The organism is Nostoc sp. DedVER02, from assembly GCF_034530675.2.
Lineage (GTDB): Bacteria > Cyanobacteriota > Cyanobacteriia > Cyanobacteriales > Nostocaceae > Nostoc.
The window spans coordinates 318,300-338,360 of the sequence record NZ_JAVRCP020000003.1; the positions used below are offsets into that span (position 1 = coordinate 318,300).

Sequence of the window (20,061 nt, forward strand, 5' to 3'; positions counted from 1 at the left end):
ACGATTTTTCGATAAAAATTGGGAATTGGGAATGGGGAGTAGTGTCAATACTTGTCGGATTTTGGGGAAAAGGGAAAGAAAAAACCTTTAACCTTTTCCCCAAATCAAATTCCGAGTTAAAAATGCTTTACCCGAGCAGTATTGGGAGTAGTGTAGTTCAATTATTTGAAAAGCGTTGTCATAAAATATCTTGGGAAAACTAGCCTAACTGGTTGCAATAGCAGCGCGATCGTTTACTAATTTGCCATCTTCCATATAGACGATACGATCGGCAATATCTAGAATGCGGTTGTCATGAGTCACCAAGAGAATGGTGCAATGTTGTTCTTTAGCTAGCGTCTGCATGAGATTAACCACATCTCGTCCAGATTTACTATCAAGGGCGGCGGTGGGTTCATCTGCTAAGACAATTTTAGGACGACCAACCAACGCACGAGCGATCGCAACTCTTTGTTTTTGTCCCCCAGATAAATCATCAGGATAATAATTCAGCCGATGCCCTAATCCTACCTCCTCTAACATTTGCGCTGAACGGCTTTTCATCTCTGCGGGCGAAATATTATTATGCACTTCCAAGCCCATTCTGACGTTCTGGAGTACTGTCAAGCTACCGTGCAAGTTGTGGGCTTGGAAAATATAACCGTTATTGCGTCGCACTTGGGTAAGTTGTCTTGTACTAGCACCACAAAGTTCTTGTTCCAATATCTGCAAACTGCCCGATTGAGCAGAACGCAAGCCGCCTGCTAAGGTAAGAAGTGTAGTTTTCCCAGAACCAGAAGGCCCAGTCATAATAATAATTTCGCCAGCGTTAATATCCAGGTTGATATCAAAGAGAACTTGCTTGCGAAGTTGACCAGAACCAAAGTAATGATCGAGATTTTTAACAGAGATAACAGGAGGCATAAGAATTTTAGATTTTAAATTTTAAATTGGGAATCATTAATCATTATCATTCCCAATTCCCAATTCCTAAAACATATCTGCGGGGTCGGCAGACTGTAATTTACGGGTGGCGATCGCACCTGAAATTATACACATAGTCATGGTCAGCGTTAATACCGTCAAAGCTCGTGCTACGGTCATGTAAAGTGGCAAATTAGTAGCATTACGAGTTAAATGATAAAGTCCTAAAGGTGCGATCGCTCCAGGGATAAAGCCCAAGATTGCCAAAATTATCGCCTCTTCAAATACCACACCTAATAAGTAGAGATTGTTATACCCCATTGCTTTGAAGGTGGCGTATTCTTTCATGTGAGAATTCACATCTGTAGAAAGAACCTGATAGACGATAATCACGCCTACCATAAACCCCATTCCTACACCAAGGCTGAAAATAAATCCGATGGCAGTATTTGTTTTCCAGTAATTTATTTCAAATTCGATAAATTCTGCTTGGGTTAAAACTTTGACATCATTATCTAAATGAGCTTCTAAAGCTGCTTTCATCTGTTTTGGGTCAGTGCCTGGTTGCAACTGCACTAAACCGAGACTAACACCACTGGCTTCTTGTCTGGGAAATAATCGCAAAAAGTTCTGGTCGCTGGTGATCAAAGTACCATCTGCGATGAAGGAAGCCCCGACTGTAAATAAGCCGCTAACGGTAATTGTCCGGCGTTCTATTTCGGTTGTGACAGTTTTACCTTGATCAATGTTGGCGATCGCTTCATTATAAGCTCCTCTAGAGGCGCGATCGAAGAGAACGGTATCTGGTAGCTTCACAGCATTTAACTGGCGATTCACATCCGGTAAGTTAAACATTTGGCGATCGGGATTGAACCCCATAACTAATATTGTTGTCTTTTTATGTGTTTGGGGATTTTTCCAATCAATAATGTTGATATACATTCCTTCTGCTGACTTTACACCTGGCACATCCATTGCTTGATACAGCCGTCGCCGCGTAAAGTTAGACATATTTGCTAAGTTACGCGCTTGGGGACTGATGATAAACATATCAGCCTGCATACTGCGATGCAGCATTGTATTACTTTCAAACAGGGCAGTCTGAAACCCAAGCTGCATGAACATTAGAACATCGGCAAAGGCAATACCTGACAATGCCACTAAAAGACGACCTTTTTCATGACTCAGTTGCAGCCATCCTAGAGGGGTTCGCTGCCGTAGTTGTTTGATGAATTCCATCATAGGGAGTAGAGGGAGTAGAGGGAGTAGGGGGCAGGGGGCAGGGGGCAGGGGGCAGGGGGCAGGGGGCAGGGAGTAGGGGGCAGGGGGCAGGGAGCAGGGGGGCAGGGGGCAGGGGGCAGGGGAGCAGGGGGCAGGGGGCAGGGAGCAGGGGGCAGGGGGCAGGGGGACAAGGGGGAATTACTGAATAAGTCTCTCTCTTGTCTCCCCCTTCTTCCTTGTCTACCTTGTCTCTTTTTCATTCCCAATTCCCAATTCCCTTTAAAGTTCAATCACTGCCTTGACTTGCAAATTAGTAAAGCTGGAAGCATTTTGGCTGGATAGTTTATTCAATTGCACATGAACTTCCACTACTCTGGCATCAATATTGCTAGAAGGGTCAGTGTTGACCAGATTTTGCCGCTTTACCTGCATACCAATCCAATCCACTCTTCCCCCTAATTCATTGCGTAAAGAATCACTACTTACCCGCACATCCTGTCCTGGACGTACTCTCTTAATATCACTTTGGTAGACTTCTACTACTGCATACATCTGGTCAGTTTGACCGAGAGCGACAATTCCTTCATTGCCAACAGTTTCTCCAGCCCGCGTATTAATCTCCAAAATTCGACCGGATTTAGGAGCCACAATGTATGCTTGCGCTAGTTCTGCTCTAATTTTATCTACGGTGGCTTGAGCGCTGTCTATCTCTGCCTGTGCATTTGCTATATCTGTGGGACGGACTTCAACGGTTTGATTCAGGTTAGCTTTTGCTTCCCTAATCTGCTGTTGCAAGCTGGCAAGGGTTTGATCTTGGTTGGCTTTTGCTTCGTTAAGCTGTTGTTGGAGGGTGGCTACAGTTCTTGTCTGGGTGGCTTGGCTTTCAATTAAGGCTTGAGTAGAAGTTTCGGCGTTTAAGCGTCTGTTATCAACTTCTTGGTTAGAAATTGCTCCTGCTTTATATAAAGTCTCGTAGCGCTGCACCTCAGCTTGAGCATTACGTTTCTCGGCTGCGACGCGGGCCACTGTTGCTTGCAAGCTCCGTTGTTGCCCAAGAAGTTCTGCTTCTAGACGATTAATTGTGGCTTGCTGAGTTTTAATGTTTCCTTCTAGTTCTACTTGCAGACGATTTATAGCAGCTTGACGCACTCCAATTTCTCCCTGTTTGGCTCCAGCTTTTACCTGGTTAAGGCGAGATTTGGCAACTTGAACTTGTTTTTGGGCTTCACGCAAGGTAGCTTGTAGGCGATCGCGGCTATCCATAATTGCAATCACCTGCCCAGCTTTGACACTATCGCCTTCTTTGACTAATAGTTGCTCTACCCGATTTCCTTCATTAGAAGATGGCGCTGACAGTTTTATTACCTCTCCTTTTGGCTCCAACCGCCCTAAAGCTGTTACAGTTTTTACCACAGGCTGTACTGCTACTGGTGTTTTTTGTTTTTCATTGGCTGTAGCCTGAAATTTCATCACAGCATAAACACTGAGTCCACCTATTGCTAGTGCTGCAATTATTGCAAGTAGAACAGGCGATCGCAAAGGATTCCGAGAAGACCCTAAACTCTCTGAATTTCTGTTTTGCTCCATACTCTTTTTCCCTTACCACCAGTAGCAACTTGTACTAAACTGTCCAGTTCAATTTATGCTAAACTAAACCGACTAGTTTAGTCAATATGATATAACTAAACTCATCAATCCATTTGCTCGGTATTATGCAGCAAAATGCTATTCACAATTGAAATTGATTGTTTATTACAAGAAAGCAGAAAGGAGAAAAGCTGATATACAGAGGCTTTCGAGCTTTATCGAATATATTTATTTTCGCTATTTTTTACAGGGATCTTTTGCAGCATCTATTAATATTGTTTATACGAAAGGATGATTAATAAATGGTACGCATCAAAACTGGCGAAGTAGATCGAGACAATTCTGTTGATAAAGTAGAGCAAATTCTGCAAGGGGCAATGCAAGAATTCCTTCAACATGGCTATGCTGGAACAAGCATGGATCGGGTAGCAGTAGCAGCAGGTGTATCTAAAGCGACGGTCTACAGCCATTTTCAAGATAAAGAAGGACTTTTTAAAGTCCTAATAGAGCAACTGGCAAGCAAAAAAAACAACTCCATTTTTGGCACAGAACCTATTGAGGGAGAACCAGCTAGCATACTGCGCCAGATAGCAACCAAAGCATTAGAGCAGATGGTTAATGACAAAGACCATAGTGCATTTATGCGAGTCCTAATCGGGGAATCTGGTCGTTTTCCTGAGTTAGCTAAAATTTGTGTTCGTGCAATAATTAAGCCAGTAACGGAAACTCTCACTCACTACTTAGCGGCTCCTGAACTAAACATACCTGACCCGGAAGCAACAGCAAGAATTCTCATAGGAGCATTGGTGCATTTTCACATTACTCAAGATGTGATGCACGGAAAGGATATTGTACCAATGGAAAGCGATCGCCTGATTGATGCCTTGACACACTTAATCACTAAATGCGCCAGTTAGATTAGCTATTTATCGGCGCGTGTTCAGTCAGAAGGTCAACCCCCTCCCTGCAGGAAGCTACGCAAACGGGGAATTCAAAATTCAAAATGACGCTCTCTACGAGACGCTAAAAGCGAGTCTGCATTCGCTCATAGCGTTGCCATGCCGCAGGTTTTACGCTGCGCTAACAAAATTCTTGCATTACAATCCCCATAAATAAATTTATTTGCTCTGAAAACTTGGCCGTAGTCAAATATCACCTTGATTTCGTGTCCGTTGGCGGGGTGAGAAACTTCTGGTTTAATAAGTAATCAAGCAGACATCACATAATCAATTCTGAACTATAATATGCCACCCATGATTACATGCTCCTGAGTTCTGAATTCTTCTTATAAATCCTCGGATGGCATAGCTTAACAATTTTAAAAATAGTTAATAAACAGGCTTTAACAAAAATATGGCTACTGAAAACCTTCTGCTCACCGCCTTGCCCCGCGAGGTGTACAAGCGGATAGAAAGCAAAATAGAACAGGTAGAGCTTCCATCCGGCGAGATACTCAACAACCCTAGCGAAACAATCCAAGAAGTCTACTTCCCCCTCACTTGCCTGATCTCAGTTACCATCACGATGATGAATGGCATCACAGTTGAAGCCGGAGTCGTTGGAAGCCGCGAGATGGTCGGAATCAACGCCTTCATGGGCGGTGACGAGACGACGCAGACCCAGTACATCATACAGGTTCCCGGTAAAGCACTGAAAATGAAGGCACATCTGCTGCTTCACGAGTTCGACACCAATAAGTCGCTGCGGGACGTGCTGCTCAAATACACACAGGCTTATATCGCCCAAATCTCACAGAATGTTGCCTGCAACCGCACTCATACTATAGAAAAACGCATGGCCCGTTGGTTGCTTGAGTCGAGCGATCGTCTCTACTGCGATGAACTGTCCCTGTCCCATGAGTTCCTCTCCCACATGCTGGGCGTGCGCCGTTCTGGTATCACGGAAACCGCGCACATCCTAGAAAAGAAAGGTCTTATCCAATGCGGCCGAAAGAAAATCAAAATCATTGATCGGCAGGGACTAGAAGAAACTGCTTGCGAGTGTTATTGGGTAATCAAACACGAATACGATCGCCTGCTAAACTTTAAGGCAAAGAAATAGCTGATAAGCAGGAGTCAGAATTCAGAATTCAGAATTGGTGAATACTCTATCCCTTTATGGGTTGAGTATTAATAAGGAATAATAATCATTATCGGGCAAGGGTAGAGATTGCCGCAGGCGGGAGGAGCTTAACCGAACCGTATTGAGTCATGTCGCGCACTATCCAGTGCCAACCTGTTAACTTGCCTTTAATGTCCCGCATAGGAGCTACACTCATAGCAGCCTTAAAAGGTTCATAGTCACGAGGCTGTATGCGTAATATCAACTCTTGCACATAGTCACACTCACACTCGTACATCTGGTTTAGTTGGCAACGAAACGCCCGACGTTCTTCTGCTGCGATGAAACAGGCCAAGGGTTTGTTTACCAAAAATCGCCGTTGAAGATTGAACAGTGTGGCAGTGACACAATTTGCTGATAGAATTTTTCCTTGTGTGTCACTCACGAAATAAGCATTTGGTATGAACTTTAACAGGTCTTGATAGCGCTTGTATTCCTCTCTAAGGTGTGCTTGTGAATTTACCAATTTTTGAGTTTGCTCAAACAGTTTTTCTGTAACTACCACTAGTGTTTTTGAAGCAGTATTAAGTTTTTTCAAGGCTGCTAACAGCAAATCAGTTTCTGGCTGTACTCCAGTGTTCATATCTTGATACAAGTTTAAACACTGTTGCAGTGACTGTAACTGCTCGGTAAATATATTTACATTTACGATCAATTCAGGCGACATATTAAGTTTCAATTCCTGAATAGATACAAGACTGTTAACAATTTTTAATGGGTTTTATCTGAGTAATCATTTTTTACTAGGTTTTAGCCAGTCATGAAAAGTTAAGATATATTGCCATTGATGAATCTGTTCCCAAATCTTTTATAGCTTCAGAATTGCCTGCATTAAAGTATTGTTTAAAGACTAAAATACTCAATCGCTCCTAGTCAGTACGATTTCGTACAAACTTATGAAATTCCGCTCTCGACATTCAAACTTGGTATCGCTGCAAGAGTCGGTATGAGTTTTTACCCCCTGGCTTTGAAAAACCACAACTAGGCAAGGTTGAGAGGTTGATCCTCTTTATAACCCTTATAAATAGAAATTTTCAGCAAGTCTATGATTTATATTTCTGACTCGATTTTCTTAAAAGTATCCCTAACCATAAATAAAGTACTCATCTGCCTGGAGAAAGGTATTGAGGTTATTTGAACAGCGATACTGAAATCCCGATCCTTTTGTTTTGTATCCCCGATTGCTATCAAACTTAACATGAAATCATACCTTATCTGTCTTTACTGATTCACAAGATGGAAGAATAAAGTTAATAAAAAGAGTAGCTTTTTCTTAGACGATATTAAACACGGTGAGTTCTCTAGTTTTTGAATAAACTAGAGACTTTTTTATAAATTAAAATGATTACAAAAAATGACTGTAATAACTTCTTTTGGAATAATAGTTTCATCTAAGTAATACTTTTTTTTAAACAACCCTTATACAAAAGGTTTAGAAACCAAATGGATGATTTAAAACAATTAGACAAGTATGCCTTTCAAGTCTTAACGATGGTTAGAGAAGGGTATTCTAGCCGCCAGATTGCCCAGCAGTTTCATCTAAGCTATGAGACAGTAAAGGATATTGTGAAACGGTTTTCTCATTGCCGATAAAATCATGAAGAGAATTTTCAACGGCTCAGTATTTCTCAAGAAGAATTCTTATGTACGACTGGGTGATAGCGCAGCATAAAGCCTACGGTATAGCAACACTATGAGCGATCTGAATATTGATTTAAAACCTTGCCTGAAGTCAAGCGAAACAAATTTTAAGCATTATTCCTTATTAATACTCTACCCATAAAGGGATAGAGTATTCTGAATTCTGACTCCTGAATTCTGACTCCTGTTCATGTTATCGTCATAAAACCAAAAACCGCACTTACTTATAAATTTCAGTGCGGCTTTGAGTTTCACAGAAGTGGGGCTGCCTCTATCAATATTCGTAAAAAGGATTTGCAATGTTTCCATGTCCCAATGCCGGGGGCTATGGCATCCCTAACTGGGTTTAGGCTTCCATTCTCATCTCCAATATAGCTATTTGTAAGCGCGACCCGATGCACAATGAAAAAATCCCCTTGCTGCCTTCAATGGGGATAATTTCGATGTTTTTTCCATAGAAGCTACAGTGTTGCCTCCAGGTTTTTCATTCTTTACAAGCTGTTACAAATATATCGTCTAGCGATCGCAAGATTAACTAGGCAGGAATAACTTGAACAACTAGTGCGCGTTTATCCAGTGACTGGACTTTACCTACTTGACTGAGATCGTTGGCAATTCGGTCTAGCAGTTCTCCTGCTTTATCACGATATTGATGTTCTCGGCCTCGTAAACGGATGGCAAACTTAACTGAATCGCCTTTACTCAACCATTGGCCGGCTTGTTCGATGCGTAAATTGTAATCAGCTATGCCCACGTTTAGACCAAATCGAACTTCCTTCACCGTGGGTCTAGCACTCTGACTCTGACGTTTTTTCTTTTGATACTGAAGCTTGCCATAGTTGAGAATCTTGGCGATGGGGGCTTCTTTACCTTGAGAGACTACAACTAAGTCAAGCTCTAAGCTTTCGGCTAGCTGTAGCGCCTCATTGGTGTCGATCAGACCACGATTATTATTCTCATGGTCAATCAAGAAGACACTAGGTGACTTGATTTGTGAATTAATCAGTTGCTTTTGGATTGCGATAACGAATTTCTCCTAATTGTTCAACACTTTAGATTCCAAGTAATGCTAATTTAACACAACACTGAATCAGAGCAACTTTAACCACACAATCGACTACAATCTGTTAGAATGTGGAATTGCGGCACTCGCTCTTCAGTCTTTGCGCTATTGCCCATCCAGCCTTTCAACACTTTTTTATCCGTCCGCCTAAGACTGATGCCGCCATTGGCGACAGGCCGATGTTACTTTTGGAGTTTTATGAATTTTTCTACTCTCGGCTTGTCCAATGAAATTATCCGTGCGGTTACAGAGCGAGGGTACACCGAACCAACACCAATTCAGATACAGGCGATTCCTGCCGTCTTGTCGGGTAGCGATTTGTTAGCTGGGGCGCAAACAGGCACTGGCAAGACCGCTAGTTTTACCCTGCCGCTTCTGCATAGGTTGTCGTCTGAGAAGAACGTCAAAGGTACATCTAATGGATACCGACCCATTCGGGCGCTGATTCTCACCCCGACTCGTGAACTCGCCGCCCAAGTGGAAGAAAGCGTGCGCGAGTACGGCAAATACTTGCAGTTAAACTCAATGGTGATGTTTGGCGGAGTCGGTATTAATCTGCAAAAACAGCGTTTGAAGAACCGAGTCGATATTTTGGTCGCTACTCCAGGGCGACTGCTAGACCATGTACAGCAGGGTACGCTGAACCTGTCGCATATTGAAGTTTTGGTGCTAGATGAAGCAGACCGGATGCTAGACATGGGCTTTATTCATGATATCCGCCGTATCCTTGCACTTTTGCCCAAACAGCGACAAAATTTGTTATTCTTTGCTACCTTTTCAGACAAAATTAAAGCGCTAGCCGCCGGATTGCTCAATAACCCGAAGATGATTGAGGTGGCACGCCGCAACGTTACCGCCGAAACGATCGCCCAAAAAGTTTACCAAGTAGACCGTGACAAGAAACGCCAATTACTTGCTCACTTGATTCGACGAGATAATTGGTATCAAGTACTAGTGTTTACTCGCACCAAATATGGCGCTGATCGTTTGGTTAAGCAGCTGGGCGAAGACCGCATTCAAGCGCTGGCAATCCACGGGAATAAAAGCCAGCCGGTGCGTACTAATGCTCTGGCAAAATTCAAGAATGGCAGCTTACAGGTATTGGTGGCGACAGATATTGCTGCTAGGGGTCTTGATATCAGTGAATTGCCCCATGTAGTTAACTTTGATTTGCCCAATGTACCGGAAGATTATGTTCATCGCATTGGGCGCACCGGTCGGGCTGGCGCGTTAGGTGAAGCTGTATCGCTGGTGTGCGTCGATGAATACCCTTTATTAACAGATATCGAAAAATTGATTGAGCAGCGTTTGCCAAGGGAAGTAGTGGCTGGCTTTGGCCCCAACCTCGATATTCAGCCCGAAGCAATCCCCAACGGACGGCAACACAGACCCAAACCTGGGGGTGACAAGCGTCCGGCTCGTACTCCTAAACCTTTACCACGGACATCAGCTAAATGTAAAGCAGCACCACCCGCGACCAATGGCGATCGCTCTGGGGCGCGTTCGTCGTCATCGCGCCGTTTTGATAAACGCGATCGCTAATCTTCGTTATTAGAGATGCACAGTTGTGCAATGGTGTCAAGATAAAGCTTGAATTTGTTGGGTGTAAGCGTCAACTTCTTGATGACGTTTACGCCTTATTTTGACTATTATATAGGATTAATATTTGATTTTTGAACGGAATTAGATATTGTAGAATTTGTTAGAATGGAGTTCGTGACGCACTATTATCAAGGGTTTGATGTGTTACGCTATTGCTAACACATCCTACGTATATTTGCAGCAATCAAACCGGATTCCTATAGTTTTAAAAATTGTCAATAAAAAATGGTTTTTTGCAAAAGTATTAAACTCAGAATACTACCTCTAAAAGATGTTATGTATTCAATCAATAATATTGACTTTGCCAGTGTCAATATTGTAACAAGCGCCAACAATTTTGAGTTTACCTTCACTGAGTAATTTAGCTAAAATCGTTGAGCTTTCCTGCAATTTTTCAGTTTGATATTGAATGTTAGCTATAACTGCATCTTGTATATTATCGCCTGTTCTTAACTTTACTCTTTCAATAGATGGTTTGATACCCTCAGTAATCAAACCAATTCTGCCAGGAAGTGGTTCGTTTTTAATTGCTTCTGTAACTGCGCCGCATCTTTTATGACCCAAAACCATAATTAACTGCGAACCCAATACTGTTGTAGAGTATTCTAGACTACCTATAACGGTGTCACTCACAACATTACCAGCAACTCGCACAACAAATAAATCTCCAAGTCCTCGATCGAAAATGATTTCCGCAGGGACTCTAGAATCTGCACAGCCTAATATAGCAGCAAAGGGATACTGAGCTTGAGCAACTAATCGTAGACGTTCTAATGATTGATCAGGATATTTACGTTTTTGTTCAATAAATCTTTGATTACCATCTAATAAGCTTTTGATAGCTTCATTAGGATTAACTGGATTAGGGTTGCTTGGATGAATATCAGCAATAGCAGTTTGCTCTGGATTCCAAAAGCTATCACCAAAAGTAGTAGCCGCAATACCTACAACACTGGCAAACTTTAAGAAATCACGTCGCCCGACAAATCCATTAATTCGGCTCATTAATCTAGCTAATAACAACAAATCTGTTCTCAAAAAGATATCAGATTAAAGCAAGATGTAAGAGTACTCTTTTACACGATTTAAGAGTCATTTAATCTTCAGATATTATCAGATAAACCCCTAGTTTGTAGTGAAGATAACATCCATAATATGCATAAATATAAGCCGTCATTGCGAGCTTCATGAAATGGAGCGAAGCAATCGCAAAGTCTAGATACTGCAATTGCTTAATTCCACTCAGCTTCACTCGTAATAACAATTTATCATCTTGTAAACTTGCAAAATTGGGATGCTCCTGTTGATGCTAATGATGTGAAGCACAATCGGGTGTTGAGTCAATTGCAGAGTATTATTAATCAATTAGAAAAAGTGCAAAATGGCACAACAGCCTATTTAAAAGCTCAAGAGTTACTACTATCGGCAAAAAATAAACTTAGGCAACTACAGGTTAAATGAATGGTGGCGATCGCTCTACTATCTTAATATCTCCATCAAAAACCTTTGCAACATAATAAATCAGCTATATGGGTGTACAGATGTACATCCCTATATCTGTATCAGGATTTCATGGTATCAGTCCATTTGTACTATATGTTTTCTGTTTGATTTCTAGCCAGTTGTGGTGAAGCGGTGACGCTTGTTTACTGCATCCACCATTTCAGGTAGTTTACACGTGAGCGTCAACAACTGGCCATTGGGTGGGATTTTTGAGACGGGAATAAATTCCCTTGTAGAAGTTTCTCAATGTCCCAGTAACCCTGCTGATATATCAATTAAAACTGGAGCAGAAATATTTTGGATGCCAAATTGCCAAAAGCACTTAATCAATTTTGATTGGGATAAACATAAGTGTTTTTATACCATTAAGAAATGCCCCAGATTCTCTCTGGAGCAGCTTTGCAGGAGTTTTTATGACTCAGGAGTATATCAAAAAGTAATGCAGCGCTTTATATATACGAAGTTTAGTAAGCCTTCTTCTTCAGTTGGGATTCTGCCAAATCCAATTAATTTGCATTTTTATGATTTTTTCATGAATGAATGTCCTGTTTTACCTTTTTACTCACTGTAGATGTGATTAGAAACGCAAGGATTATTGGGGAGAATTCTTTGAGCATCGAAAACGACGGTCGCGGCAGTGGCAGGAATCGTTATATTTTGTATTAGTTTATAGATAGCGTAGGCGTAGCCCGCCTTCGACATCGCTATCGGCTCGTGAAGTTTCCTTATTTAAAGTGGTGTTATGTTGAATAGGGGCAAGAGTAATTAAAGAAATTAATGTCTTTTACCTGCTCCTAGATATAATTCACCCACTTTCGGATCGTTCAACAGTTCTTGACCAAGGCCAGAGATAGCATCGCGTCCCGACTCCAGTACATAGCCACGATTCGCCATCTCTAAGGCTTTACGGGCATTTTGTTCTACTAATACGATCGCAGTTCCCGCCTGATTAATTTGTTTAATCTGCTCAAATACTTGTGTCACCAAGATCGGGGATAAAGCAGCAGATGGTTCATCTAAAATCAGCAAACTAGGTTCCAACATCAAAGCCTTGCCCATCGCTAGCATCTGGCGTTCTCCTCCAGAGAGAGTACCAGCGCGTTGACGACGGCGATCGCTTAATCTTGGGAACATGGTAAATATTTTATCTTTAATTGGCTTCAGAGGAACGTTAAGCACAAAAGCACCCATCTCCAAGTTCTCTTCAACACTCAGAGAAGGGAAAACATTGGCGATTTGTGGTACATAGCACATTCCTCGTTGAACAATTTGATTGGACTTCAGCCCCACAATATTTTCACCTTTAAAGGTAATTGTGCCTATGTGGGGGATCAAAAGGCCAAAAATTGCTTTTGCTAAAGTAGATTTACCCGCACCATTGGGGCCAATCACTGTTACTAATTCCCCTGGCGCAACCTGAAAATTCACTCCTTGCAGGATATCTACATCTTTGATGTATCCAGCATGGACATTTTGAACATCTAGTAAATAGTCATTTGTCATTGGTCATTGGTCATTGGTCATTGGTCATTGGTCAACAGTCAAAAATAACTATTGACTGTTGACTATGGACTATTACGGAGTTTTTTGCAACTCCGGTCGTTCTTCTGGCAGAATCGCCCCTTCTACTGGGCAAACTTGGAGACATATACCACAGTCGATGCAAGTGGCAAAGTCAATCCAGTACCAATCTGTTCCCTTGGCATTTTTGCCTGGGCCATCATGAATACAAGCGACTGGACAGGCATCTACGCAGTCAGCTACGCCTTCACAGACTTCTGTAACAATTGTGTGCGGCATGTTCTCGATTCCCTCTTTTCTGTATCAGCTATTTCTAGCCTAGCAGGGGAGGGCGCAGGGGGCAGGGGGCAGGGGGCAGGGGCAGGGAGCAGGGGGCAGGGGGCAGGGAGCAGGGAGAGAAACAATAACTAATTAATTCCCAATCCCCAATCCCCAATCCCCAATCCCCAATCCCCAATTCCCACTAACGCAATGATTCAATCTTTGGGGAACCATCAGCTTTGATCCAAGCAATTTGGGCTATGCTGTGATCGCGTGCATATTGGCGAATAGCGTCTGTATCCCTTCCCCCTAAATCAATTTCTACCCGCACCAAATGGGTGGAATCTCGCAGTTTTTGCGCGTAGGCAAAGGCAGCGGCGTTAGCACTCGCTGTCTCTGGTACTACTAACCAGTTACTCGCTGGCGTTACTTGCGGTAATTGCTGAGTAGACAATAAAACTTGGTATAAATCTTCGATGTTGAGTCCAAAGCCAATGCCGGGAATATTTTCTCCTTGAGGATGATATAAACCCAGAAGTTGGTCATAGCGACCACCACGCCCTAAAACTCTGGCTTGAGATTCGGTATCATTGACGACTTCAAAGACAATACCAGTATAGTAATCTATGGTCTGGATGAGGCTGAGGTCGAGGATTAAGGGAAATTTTTTCTCTGATTCTAGTAACTCTACTAGGGATTTGAGATTATTCACTGCCTCTCGCTGTTCTTCGTCTAGATCCAAACTACTAACTTTTTGTAATACGTCTGCACTAGGGCCGCGCAGATCCAGCATGATTCTGGCGCGATCGCGTAGTTTGTCACTCAAGGGTAAAGTATCTATAGTAATGCGGTCGAGATGAGCGATCGCACTACGAACTTTATCCTGTAAATTAGCAGGAAAGGCACTCAGGAGCGATCGCGTAATTCCGGCTTCACCTAAAATTAAGTGCCATTGCTGCAAACCCAATGCTGCTAGACAATCTGCGACTAATAACAGTACTTCCGCATTCGCCAGCAATCCGCCAGCACCTAACAACTCCACTCCAGCTTGATAAAACTCTTGCTGGCGATTGTGTCTACTTTCCCACGTGCGACGAAACACATTGGCGTTGTAGTACAAGCGTTGTGGATAACTTGTATTTGCCATACGAGTGACAACGGTACGAGCAATGGATGCCGTTAATTCTGGACGTAGCCCTAATTCATCATCTTCACCTTGTAGTTGAATCACCATCTGGCGCTGAATTGCTTCCCCTGCCATCAGAGTATCCATGCGCTCTAAAGTTGAGGTGATAATTCTGTGATATCCCCAACGATGAAACACCTGCTGTAACCGATCTTCAATCCAGCTTTTTTTCTCCACATCCAAGGGCAATAAATCCCTGGCTCCCAATGCTGGTTGATACACCATTATTTTTTCTTCCCACCAAACAAACCACCAAACAAACCACTACCAGATTTATCTGGTTGCTTATCTCCATTATTGGCGGATGAAGTCACCTTATGATCGTTAGGTTGTTGTCCTAGAGCTTTATCTATTTTAGGTTTCCATTGCAGAGCCGTTTCGTCATTGGGGTCTAATTTGAGAGCGTTGTCAAAGTGGATTTTTGCCATTTTTAGCTGATTTTGCTTCAAATACACCATTGCGATTAAGCTATGGCAACGGCTATTTTTAGGTTCCAGTTTCAGGGCATCTTGTAACTCTACTTTGGCTTGCCCAAATTGGTTTTTATCAATCAAAGATTGAGCGCGACGAACATACTGTTCTACAACTGCGTCTTCTTTTGGTGGCGCTGGTGCTGGTTCTGGGGGTGTATTTTGTGGTGTATTTGGCTGAGGTGTAGCTGATTGGACTTTGGGTTGAGCAGGTGGCGGCGCTGCTGCTGCGGATAGTTTGCTGGCACTCCGCATTAAATAGACTAAATTCAACTCACTAATTTGGGCAATGACTTGCTGCACTTGCTCTAAAGAATCATATTGGCTTTGGGCAAGTTTAGCGATCGCTGTTTTATAGGCATGATCGAGATTAGGTGTCTGGGCTAACTGTTTAGCCAAGTCGGTGTTGAGAGTTACCGAAGTAGACTCTTGTACTAGCCGCTTGCCAATTTGCGACAAAATTAAAATATATTCCGTACGAGTGCGATCGCCAGCAAGTTTTTCGTAAGCTGGGTTAACCCACTTGGATAACAATTCGTTTCCTAGCTGTTTTTGTTCATCACTTTCAGTAAAACTACTATCCGGGTGTAAGCGGCGGGCTATTTGGAGATAGCGTTTCCGAATCTCTTTCACATCTGCATCAACTGGAACGCATAATATTGCGTGATGATCTATGAAATCATATTTAAATAGTCCACGATCTATTTTTAAAGACATATAGACTTTTTGCACCAAAGGAGCGTTAGATTCCTTTTAGTTTACCCAAAGTCGAAGGGAAAGCTCCCATCTCAATACGGTTCGGTTAAAGGGGAAAGGGAAAAGGTTTTGAATACATACATCCTTTACCCTTTACCCCTTACCCATTCCCCAGACCACAAGGAAAATGAAAAATGCTTATCCGAACCGTATTGGCCCCCATCTCACCTCTATACCCACGCTGACAGTGGCGGAACTCGTAAAAGTTCGCTACTGAGGGAGTCGTGAATATAACCATTTGTGGCCAGAATTCTACCTGATTCGATTTTGACAGGAGTGCCATCGTAGGCAGTGACTTTGCCCCCAGCTTCTTGTAACAAAATTATCCCGGCGGCAATATCCCAAGGAGAAAGCCCTCGTTCCCAGTAACCATCTACACGTCCACAGGCAACATACGCCAAATCTAGCGATGCGGAGCCGCTACGTCTAACTCCTTGGGTAAGATGAGTGAGGTGACTAAATTCTGCGTAGTTGTTATCAGAGGTTTCGCGGCGATCGTAAGCAAATCCTGTTACTAGTAGGCTTTTATTCAGTTCAGATGTTACCGAAACATTGATAGGACGACGATTTCGCGTTGCTCCTAAACCAGTCGCTGCACTGAATAGCTCATTGTGAAATGGATCGTAAATTACACCAACTTCTGGAACGCCATTAATTAACAGCCCAATAGAGACGGCAAAAAATGGGTATTGATGGGCGTAGTTAGTTGTGCCATCTAAAGGATCTATTGCCCAGAGGTATTGATTTTCTTGATTACCTAATTTCCCTGATTCTTCAGCGAGGATAGAGTGCTGGGGAAAGTGGCGACGCAAAATTTCTAAAATCAACTCTTCTGAGGCTTTATCAGCAGCCGTGACTAAATCACCAGGGCGGCCTTTTTCAATAATTGCGTCTTCTAACTTACCCAAGTAACCTTGCAAAATAGCGCCAGCAGCTAAGGCCGCTTCTGTGGCAATATCTAGAAAAATTTGTATATTTGTCATTTGTCATTTGTCATTTGTCATTTGTTCATCTTCCCCATTCCCAATTCTCAATTTCCAATTCTTCAAAGATTTTGGCGGCGAAACTCGGCGGGGGTGAGGCGCATGGGTTTTTCTGAGTTCCAGATGCCTTGGCCCATGAGTCTAGCCCATTGTTGGGCACGTTCTAAACGCTGGTCATATTTATGATTAGGCGATCGCCCAACAAACATTGCATTCCCTTGTTTAACTAATTCTTCATTCAACAACACCTTATTTTTCCATACATAAGCTAGAGTTCGTCCGATTTTGTCTTTTGCTTCTAAATCAAACTCTAGGGTTACTAATTCTTCTGCACCACCAATTAGATTCTCTAACTGTTCTTTTGCCGCTTCTCCCCAAGGTCTCTGTCGCAAATCTGGTGCATCAACCCCAACTAACCGCACTTGGGAAATCAAATTCGGTTGTTCAGCCATTCCTAACACTTCTAAACTTTGCCCACTAACTACTCGCGCTACTTTCACCTGAGCCTCATTGTTTGGCAACTGGTTTTTACTTTGGCAACTCACCAAGAGCAATAAGCAAACCAAAATAGCTATTTTTCGCACCCAGTTACCAAAACTCACAACCATCACAAATTCTCCTATGCCCCCTGCTCCCTGCCTCTTACCTCCTACCTTCTTCAATTGTTTATTCCTCGTCTAACGGTAAACCCGCTTTAACTTTTCCTCTAGCAAAATAGCGTCCAAACTGGAGTTCGTAGACTTCATCTTCGTCTTGTGTCTCTACTTCTAAGTCAGAACGGGGATAACTTACACACAACAAGGCATAACCTTGCCGACGTAAATGTGGCGACAATCCGATCGCCTCTGGCTGGTAAATTTCTCCCGACAATACCCTGACAGCGCAAGCGGTGCAAGCCCCGTTGCGGCAGGAAAACGGTAGTTCCACCCCTTGTTTTTCGGCAGTGTGCAGGATGTAGCGGTCTTCTGGCACTTCTAGGGTGTATGTTTCGCCAGTGGCGCGATCGCGAACTTTAATTGTGTATGTACGAGACATCTGGATTTGCGTTGTAGAATTAGGATTTTCAGATTTAATCTAAGAATATCTTTCTTTATCTTTGCATTTTCTGGGATTATATAGTACAATCGTAACTTGTGGCACCTGGAGAGGTGGCCGAGTGGTTTAAGGCGCAGACCTGGAAAGTCTGTTAGGTGGAAACGTCTACGAGAGTTCGAATCTCTCCCTCTCCGTTAAATTAAATGTAATCAGGGTAAGACTTTCGGGTATTACCCTTTACTATTTTATGTTGAAAAAGATTCTTAAACAACTGAACAAACCAATGGTGTTTGGCTTAATAGTTGGCAGGTATGATTATTTGGAAATGGAACAAGATTACAGTTCCGTAGTTACAGAGTAAAAGATTGCCAGAAAAACACTAAAGTATACAGCGATCGCACAGATTTCTGGGATAAACTGATGCCATTGTGTGAGGAGTAAACGATGGCAAATCTCAGCTTGGAGAGAGCGCTTTCATTTAGTTTTATCAGTGTTTATTTATATGTGGGTATTAGTATAGGAGTTGTTATCCGACTTGGACAATCACAGCAATTAAACGCTGCTACTACACCCACTGAAACTGTATCATTACCGCTTGCTATTCATGAACCTAGACCACTAACACCAAAACAGCCAATTTCAGATACTATTACTATCAAAGCCGTTGGAGATATTATTCCTGGCACTAATTTTCCTAACTATAGATTACCCCGGTTTCGAGATCAATTATTACCAAAGTCAATCAGAACTCACTTGCAAGGATCTGATATTTTATTTGGTAACTTTGAAAGTAGCTTAACTAATTATCCTTACACTACCAAAGATACTAGTCGAGGACAAGTCTTTGCTTTTCGCTCCCCACCGGGATATGCTCTGCTATTTGCTGAGGCTGGTTTTAATGTGTTTAATATGGCGAATAATCATGCAATGGATTTTGGGACGGTAGGGTTCAAAGATACAAAGAAAAATCTTGAAGCTGTCGGCATCGCAACATTAGGTCATAAAAATCAAATTCTCTATCTGAAAGCTAACAATATCCCCGTAGCAATGGTGGGTTTTTCTCCTTATGAAATGTATAATTCAATTCATAATTTAGCAGCAGCCCAAGCACTGATAGCAAAAGCTAAAAATAAAGCAAACATTGTAATAGTATCGATGCACGCTGGAGCCGAAGGGACAGGGGCACTACATGTTAAAAATCAAACAGAGTTTTTTTATGGAGAAAACCGAGGTAATTCTATCAAGTTTGCTCGCAACATGATTGATGCAGGAGCAGATTTAGTACTAGGACATGGGCCTCATGTTCCGAGAGCGATGGAAATTTATAAGGGAAAAATTATTGCTTATTCTTTAGGGAACTTTCTAGGATATCGAACTTTATCTACAAATGCCCAGACGGGTGACTCAATGATTTTAGAAGTTAAACTTAACTCTGTGGGAAATTTGGTATCAAGTAAAATTATCCCTGTGCGGATGAGTCGGCAAGGAATCCCTCAAATTGATCGCTATTTTCGGACTGTAAAACTTATGCGTTCTTTGAATAATCAAGCTTTTCCTAAAAATCCAGTGAAGATTAATAAGAAGGGAGAAGTTGTTGTACAGAAAGGGAAATAAATGTGAGATGAATTTTAGATTTAAGACAAAATCTAAAATAGTTTGCTTGGCTGAAGTCACGAATTCCAACATTTTGGACGCACAGCTATTTTGTTTCAATAGTTGGTGGTGCGCCTATTTCAAGTTAGACGAACAAAACCACAGTTTGCGGTGCAAAAATGAAGCTTTAGCCGGGCAAGTTTATCGGCTTCATTTGCTACAAAGTCAAAAAGCGAGCGCCTGAGTCAGACATCAAACTATCCTTTATCTCAACAGGACTATATATCACCAACAATCCCCGAATTGATCAAAGATATACGTATTCCAAAGGTACACTACTCTAGGATAATTTATTAATAACAATTAAAATACGGGTTATCACTTAATGTCAAAGCCAAATACTAAAGCCCAAAGGACTCAAATCATTGAAGTTCTAAGAAGGGATTATTTTCCGATGATTCCTCAACTTCAGATAAATTACACACAAGAACAACATGATAAAAATCGTTTGAGTCGTTCTTTGGCTGCATTTGCGATCCTCATATCTTGCACCTAACCGAATAAACCCGTAAAAGGTAGATAAAGAGCGCAAAATCTAACAGTAAAAGAAGAATG

General features: G+C 42.2%; 21 protein-coding genes and 1 tRNA gene. 9 read left to right on the forward strand and 13 right to left on the reverse strand.

Annotated features, from left to right (window positions below; translation table 11 throughout):
* Positions 1-204: 204 nt before the first annotated feature.
* The 3 genes from RMZ41_RS06875 to RMZ41_RS06885 all read right to left on the reverse strand — a co-directional run bounded on the left by RMZ41_RS06875 (position 205) and on the right by RMZ41_RS06885 (position 3,711).
* Entirely contained in the window at positions 205-903 is a 699-nt protein-coding gene (locus tag RMZ41_RS06875) for a DevA family ABC transporter ATP-binding protein (RefSeq protein WP_322640212.1), read from the reverse strand.
* Positions 904-969: 66 nt separating this feature from the next.
* Complete coding sequence (devC, locus tag RMZ41_RS06880) at positions 970-2,145, reverse strand: ABC transporter permease DevC (RefSeq protein ID WP_322640211.1); 1,176 nt, start codon at positions 2,143-2,145, stop codon at positions 970-972.
* 258 nt (positions 2,146-2,403) lie between these two features.
* Positions 2,404-3,711, reverse strand: coding sequence for an HlyD family efflux transporter periplasmic adaptor subunit (locus tag RMZ41_RS06885; protein ID WP_322641571.1), 1,308 nt, complete (start codon positions 3,709-3,711; stop codon positions 2,404-2,406).
* Positions 3,712-4,013: 302 nt separating this feature from the next.
* Between RMZ41_RS06885 and RMZ41_RS06890 the strand changes: the two genes are divergently transcribed.
* Both RMZ41_RS06890 and RMZ41_RS06895 read left to right on the forward strand, forming a co-directional pair.
* Positions 4,014-4,628: a TetR/AcrR family transcriptional regulator gene (locus RMZ41_RS06890; protein WP_322641570.1), complete on the forward strand. Its 615-nt coding sequence runs from the start codon at positions 4,014-4,016 to the stop codon at positions 4,626-4,628.
* A 436-nt stretch (positions 4,629-5,064) separates the two neighbouring features.
* Entirely contained in the window at positions 5,065-5,772 is a 708-nt protein-coding gene (locus RMZ41_RS06895) for a Crp/Fnr family transcriptional regulator (RefSeq protein WP_322641569.1), read from the forward strand.
* Between the two features lie 88 nt (positions 5,773-5,860).
* Here the strand turns inward: RMZ41_RS06895 and RMZ41_RS06900 are convergent, their stop codons facing one another.
* Positions 5,861-6,499 carry a PAS domain-containing protein gene (locus RMZ41_RS06900; RefSeq protein ID WP_322641568.1) on the reverse strand — a complete coding sequence of 213 codons (639 nt, stop codon included), beginning with the start codon at positions 6,497-6,499 and terminating at the stop codon, positions 5,861-5,863.
* 776 nt (positions 6,500-7,275) lie between these two features.
* Here RMZ41_RS06900 and RMZ41_RS06905 point away from each other — a divergent pair.
* On the forward strand, positions 7,276-7,425 hold the full coding sequence (locus RMZ41_RS06905; protein WP_409874850.1) for a helix-turn-helix domain-containing protein: 150 nt from the start codon (positions 7,276-7,278) through the stop codon (positions 7,423-7,425).
* Between the two features lie 583 nt (positions 7,426-8,008).
* Here RMZ41_RS06905 and infC read toward each other — a convergent pair.
* Positions 8,009-8,497 carry a translation initiation factor IF-3 gene (gene infC / locus RMZ41_RS06910; protein WP_322734374.1) on the reverse strand — a complete coding sequence of 163 codons (489 nt, stop codon included), beginning with the start codon at positions 8,495-8,497 and terminating at the stop codon, positions 8,009-8,011.
* Positions 8,498-8,734: 237 nt separating this feature from the next.
* Between infC and RMZ41_RS06915 the strand changes: the two genes are divergently transcribed.
* Positions 8,735-10,078 (forward strand): DEAD/DEAH box helicase, encoded by a 1,344-nt coding sequence (locus RMZ41_RS06915; protein WP_322641567.1) that lies wholly within the window; start codon positions 8,735-8,737, stop codon positions 10,076-10,078.
* A 342-nt stretch (positions 10,079-10,420) separates the two neighbouring features.
* Here RMZ41_RS06915 and RMZ41_RS06920 read toward each other — a convergent pair whose 3' ends face one another.
* Positions 10,421-11,143 carry a carbonic anhydrase gene (locus tag RMZ41_RS06920; RefSeq protein WP_322641566.1) on the reverse strand — a complete coding sequence of 241 codons (723 nt, stop codon included), beginning with the start codon at positions 11,141-11,143 and terminating at the stop codon, positions 10,421-10,423.
* 276 nt (positions 11,144-11,419) lie between these two features.
* Here RMZ41_RS06920 and RMZ41_RS06925 point away from each other — a divergent pair, with 276 nt between their 5' ends.
* Together RMZ41_RS06925 and RMZ41_RS06930 are read left to right on the forward strand one after the other, a co-directional pair.
* Positions 11,420-11,599, forward strand: coding sequence for a hypothetical protein (locus tag RMZ41_RS06925; RefSeq protein WP_322641565.1), 180 nt, complete (start codon positions 11,420-11,422; stop codon positions 11,597-11,599).
* A gap of 181 nt (positions 11,600-11,780) precedes the next feature.
* Entirely contained in the window at positions 11,781-12,212 is a 432-nt protein-coding gene (locus RMZ41_RS06930) for a hypothetical protein (RefSeq protein ID WP_322734373.1), read from the forward strand.
* A gap of 203 nt (positions 12,213-12,415) precedes the next feature.
* On the opposite strand, the gene RMZ41_RS06935 is transcribed toward RMZ41_RS06930, so the two are convergent.
* The 7 genes from RMZ41_RS06935 to RMZ41_RS06965 form a co-directional block, all read right to left on the reverse strand.
* A complete protein-coding gene (locus RMZ41_RS06935) occupies positions 12,416-13,144 on the reverse strand; it encodes an ABC transporter ATP-binding protein (protein WP_322641563.1) in 729 nt (242 codons plus the stop codon).
* A gap of 72 nt (positions 13,145-13,216) precedes the next feature.
* A complete protein-coding gene (locus RMZ41_RS06940) occupies positions 13,217-13,441 on the reverse strand; it encodes an indolepyruvate ferredoxin oxidoreductase subunit alpha (RefSeq protein WP_104907250.1) in 225 nt (74 codons plus the stop codon).
* A gap of 184 nt (positions 13,442-13,625) precedes the next feature.
* Complete coding sequence (locus RMZ41_RS06945) at positions 13,626-14,834, reverse strand: ATP phosphoribosyltransferase regulatory subunit (protein WP_322641562.1); 1,209 nt, start codon at positions 14,832-14,834, stop codon at positions 13,626-13,628.
* Positions 14,834-15,796, reverse strand: a complete 963-nt coding sequence (locus RMZ41_RS06950; protein WP_322641561.1) for a J domain-containing protein — start codon at positions 15,794-15,796, stop codon at positions 14,834-14,836. Before RMZ41_RS06950 ends, RMZ41_RS06945 begins: the two co-directional genes overlap by 1 nt.
* 209 nt (positions 15,797-16,005) lie before the next feature.
* Positions 16,006-16,818, reverse strand: a complete 813-nt coding sequence (locus RMZ41_RS06955) for an inositol monophosphatase family protein (protein ID WP_322641560.1) — start codon at positions 16,816-16,818, stop codon at positions 16,006-16,008.
* A 62-nt stretch (positions 16,819-16,880) separates the two neighbouring features.
* Positions 16,881-17,426 (reverse strand): thermonuclease family protein, encoded by a 546-nt coding sequence (locus tag RMZ41_RS06960; protein WP_322641572.1) that lies wholly within the window; start codon positions 17,424-17,426, stop codon positions 16,881-16,883.
* Between the two features lie 58 nt (positions 17,427-17,484).
* On the reverse strand, positions 17,485-17,853 hold the full coding sequence (locus RMZ41_RS06965) for a 2Fe-2S iron-sulfur cluster-binding protein (RefSeq protein ID WP_322641559.1): 369 nt from the start codon (positions 17,851-17,853) through the stop codon (positions 17,485-17,487).
* A gap of 107 nt (positions 17,854-17,960) precedes the next feature.
* Here RMZ41_RS06965 and RMZ41_RS06970 point away from each other — a divergent pair.
* The 3 genes from RMZ41_RS06970 (at position 17,961) to RMZ41_RS06980 (ending at position 20,002) form a co-directional block, all read left to right on the forward strand.
* Positions 17,961-18,047 (forward strand) — tRNA-Ser (locus RMZ41_RS06970).
* Between the two features lie 250 nt (positions 18,048-18,297).
* Positions 18,298-19,467 carry a CapA family protein gene (locus tag RMZ41_RS06975; protein ID WP_322641558.1) on the forward strand — a complete coding sequence of 390 codons (1,170 nt, stop codon included), beginning with the start codon at positions 18,298-18,300 and terminating at the stop codon, positions 19,465-19,467.
* A gap of 364 nt (positions 19,468-19,831) precedes the next feature.
* The gene (locus RMZ41_RS06980) at positions 19,832-20,002 is read left to right on the forward strand and encodes a hypothetical protein (protein ID WP_322641557.1); all 171 of its coding nucleotides are present in this window, start codon (positions 19,832-19,834) and stop codon (positions 20,000-20,002) included.
* Positions 20,003-20,061 lie beyond the last annotated feature (59 nt).

What these genes read in the sequence shown, in the direction of transcription:
- RMZ41_RS06875 (WP_322640212.1), bottom strand. Translation starts at nt 903, where the DNA reads ATGCCTCCTGTTATCTCTGTTAAAAATCTCGATCATTACTTTGGTTCT.
- devC (WP_322640211.1), bottom strand. Translation starts at nt 2,145, where the DNA reads ATGATGGAATTCATCAAACAACTACGGCAGCGAACCCCTCTAGGATGG.
- RMZ41_RS06885 (WP_322641571.1), bottom strand. Translation starts at nt 3,711, where the DNA reads ATGGAGCAAAACAGAAATTCAGAGAGTTTAGGGTCTTCTCGGAATCCT.
- RMZ41_RS06890 (WP_322641570.1), top strand. Translation starts at nt 4,014, where the DNA reads ATGGTACGCATCAAAACTGGCGAAGTAGATCGAGACAATTCTGTTGAT.
- RMZ41_RS06895 (WP_322641569.1), top strand. Translation starts at nt 5,065, where the DNA reads ATGGCTACTGAAAACCTTCTGCTCACCGCCTTGCCCCGCGAGGTGTAC.
- RMZ41_RS06900 (WP_322641568.1), bottom strand. Translation starts at nt 6,499, where the DNA reads ATGTCGCCTGAATTGATCGTAAATGTAAATATATTTACCGAGCAGTTA.
- RMZ41_RS06905 (WP_409874850.1), top strand. Translation starts at nt 7,276, where the DNA reads ATGGATGATTTAAAACAATTAGACAAGTATGCCTTTCAAGTCTTAACG.
- RMZ41_RS06915 (WP_322641567.1), top strand. Translation starts at nt 8,735, where the DNA reads ATGAATTTTTCTACTCTCGGCTTGTCCAATGAAATTATCCGTGCGGTT.
- RMZ41_RS06920 (WP_322641566.1), bottom strand. Translation starts at nt 11,143, where the DNA reads ATGAGCCGAATTAATGGATTTGTCGGGCGACGTGATTTCTTAAAGTTT.
- RMZ41_RS06935 (WP_322641563.1), bottom strand. Translation starts at nt 13,144, where the DNA reads ATGACAAATGACTATTTACTAGATGTTCAAAATGTCCATGCTGGATAC.
- RMZ41_RS06940 (WP_104907250.1), bottom strand. Translation starts at nt 13,441, where the DNA reads ATGCCGCACACAATTGTTACAGAAGTCTGTGAAGGCGTAGCTGACTGC.
- RMZ41_RS06945 (WP_322641562.1), bottom strand. Translation starts at nt 14,834, where the DNA reads ATGGTGTATCAACCAGCATTGGGAGCCAGGGATTTATTGCCCTTGGAT.
- RMZ41_RS06950 (WP_322641561.1), bottom strand. Translation starts at nt 15,796, where the DNA reads ATGTCTTTAAAAATAGATCGTGGACTATTTAAATATGATTTCATAGAT.
- RMZ41_RS06955 (WP_322641560.1), bottom strand. Translation starts at nt 16,818, where the DNA reads ATGACAAATATACAAATTTTTCTAGATATTGCCACAGAAGCGGCCTTA.
- RMZ41_RS06960 (WP_322641572.1), bottom strand. Translation starts at nt 17,426, where the DNA reads ATGGTTGTGAGTTTTGGTAACTGGGTGCGAAAAATAGCTATTTTGGTT.
- RMZ41_RS06965 (WP_322641559.1), bottom strand. Translation starts at nt 17,853, where the DNA reads ATGTCTCGTACATACACAATTAAAGTTCGCGATCGCGCCACTGGCGAA.
- RMZ41_RS06975 (WP_322641558.1), top strand. Translation starts at nt 18,298, where the DNA reads ATGGCAAATCTCAGCTTGGAGAGAGCGCTTTCATTTAGTTTTATCAGT.
- RMZ41_RS06980 (WP_322641557.1), top strand. Translation starts at nt 19,832, where the DNA reads ATGTCAAAGCCAAATACTAAAGCCCAAAGGACTCAAATCATTGAAGTT.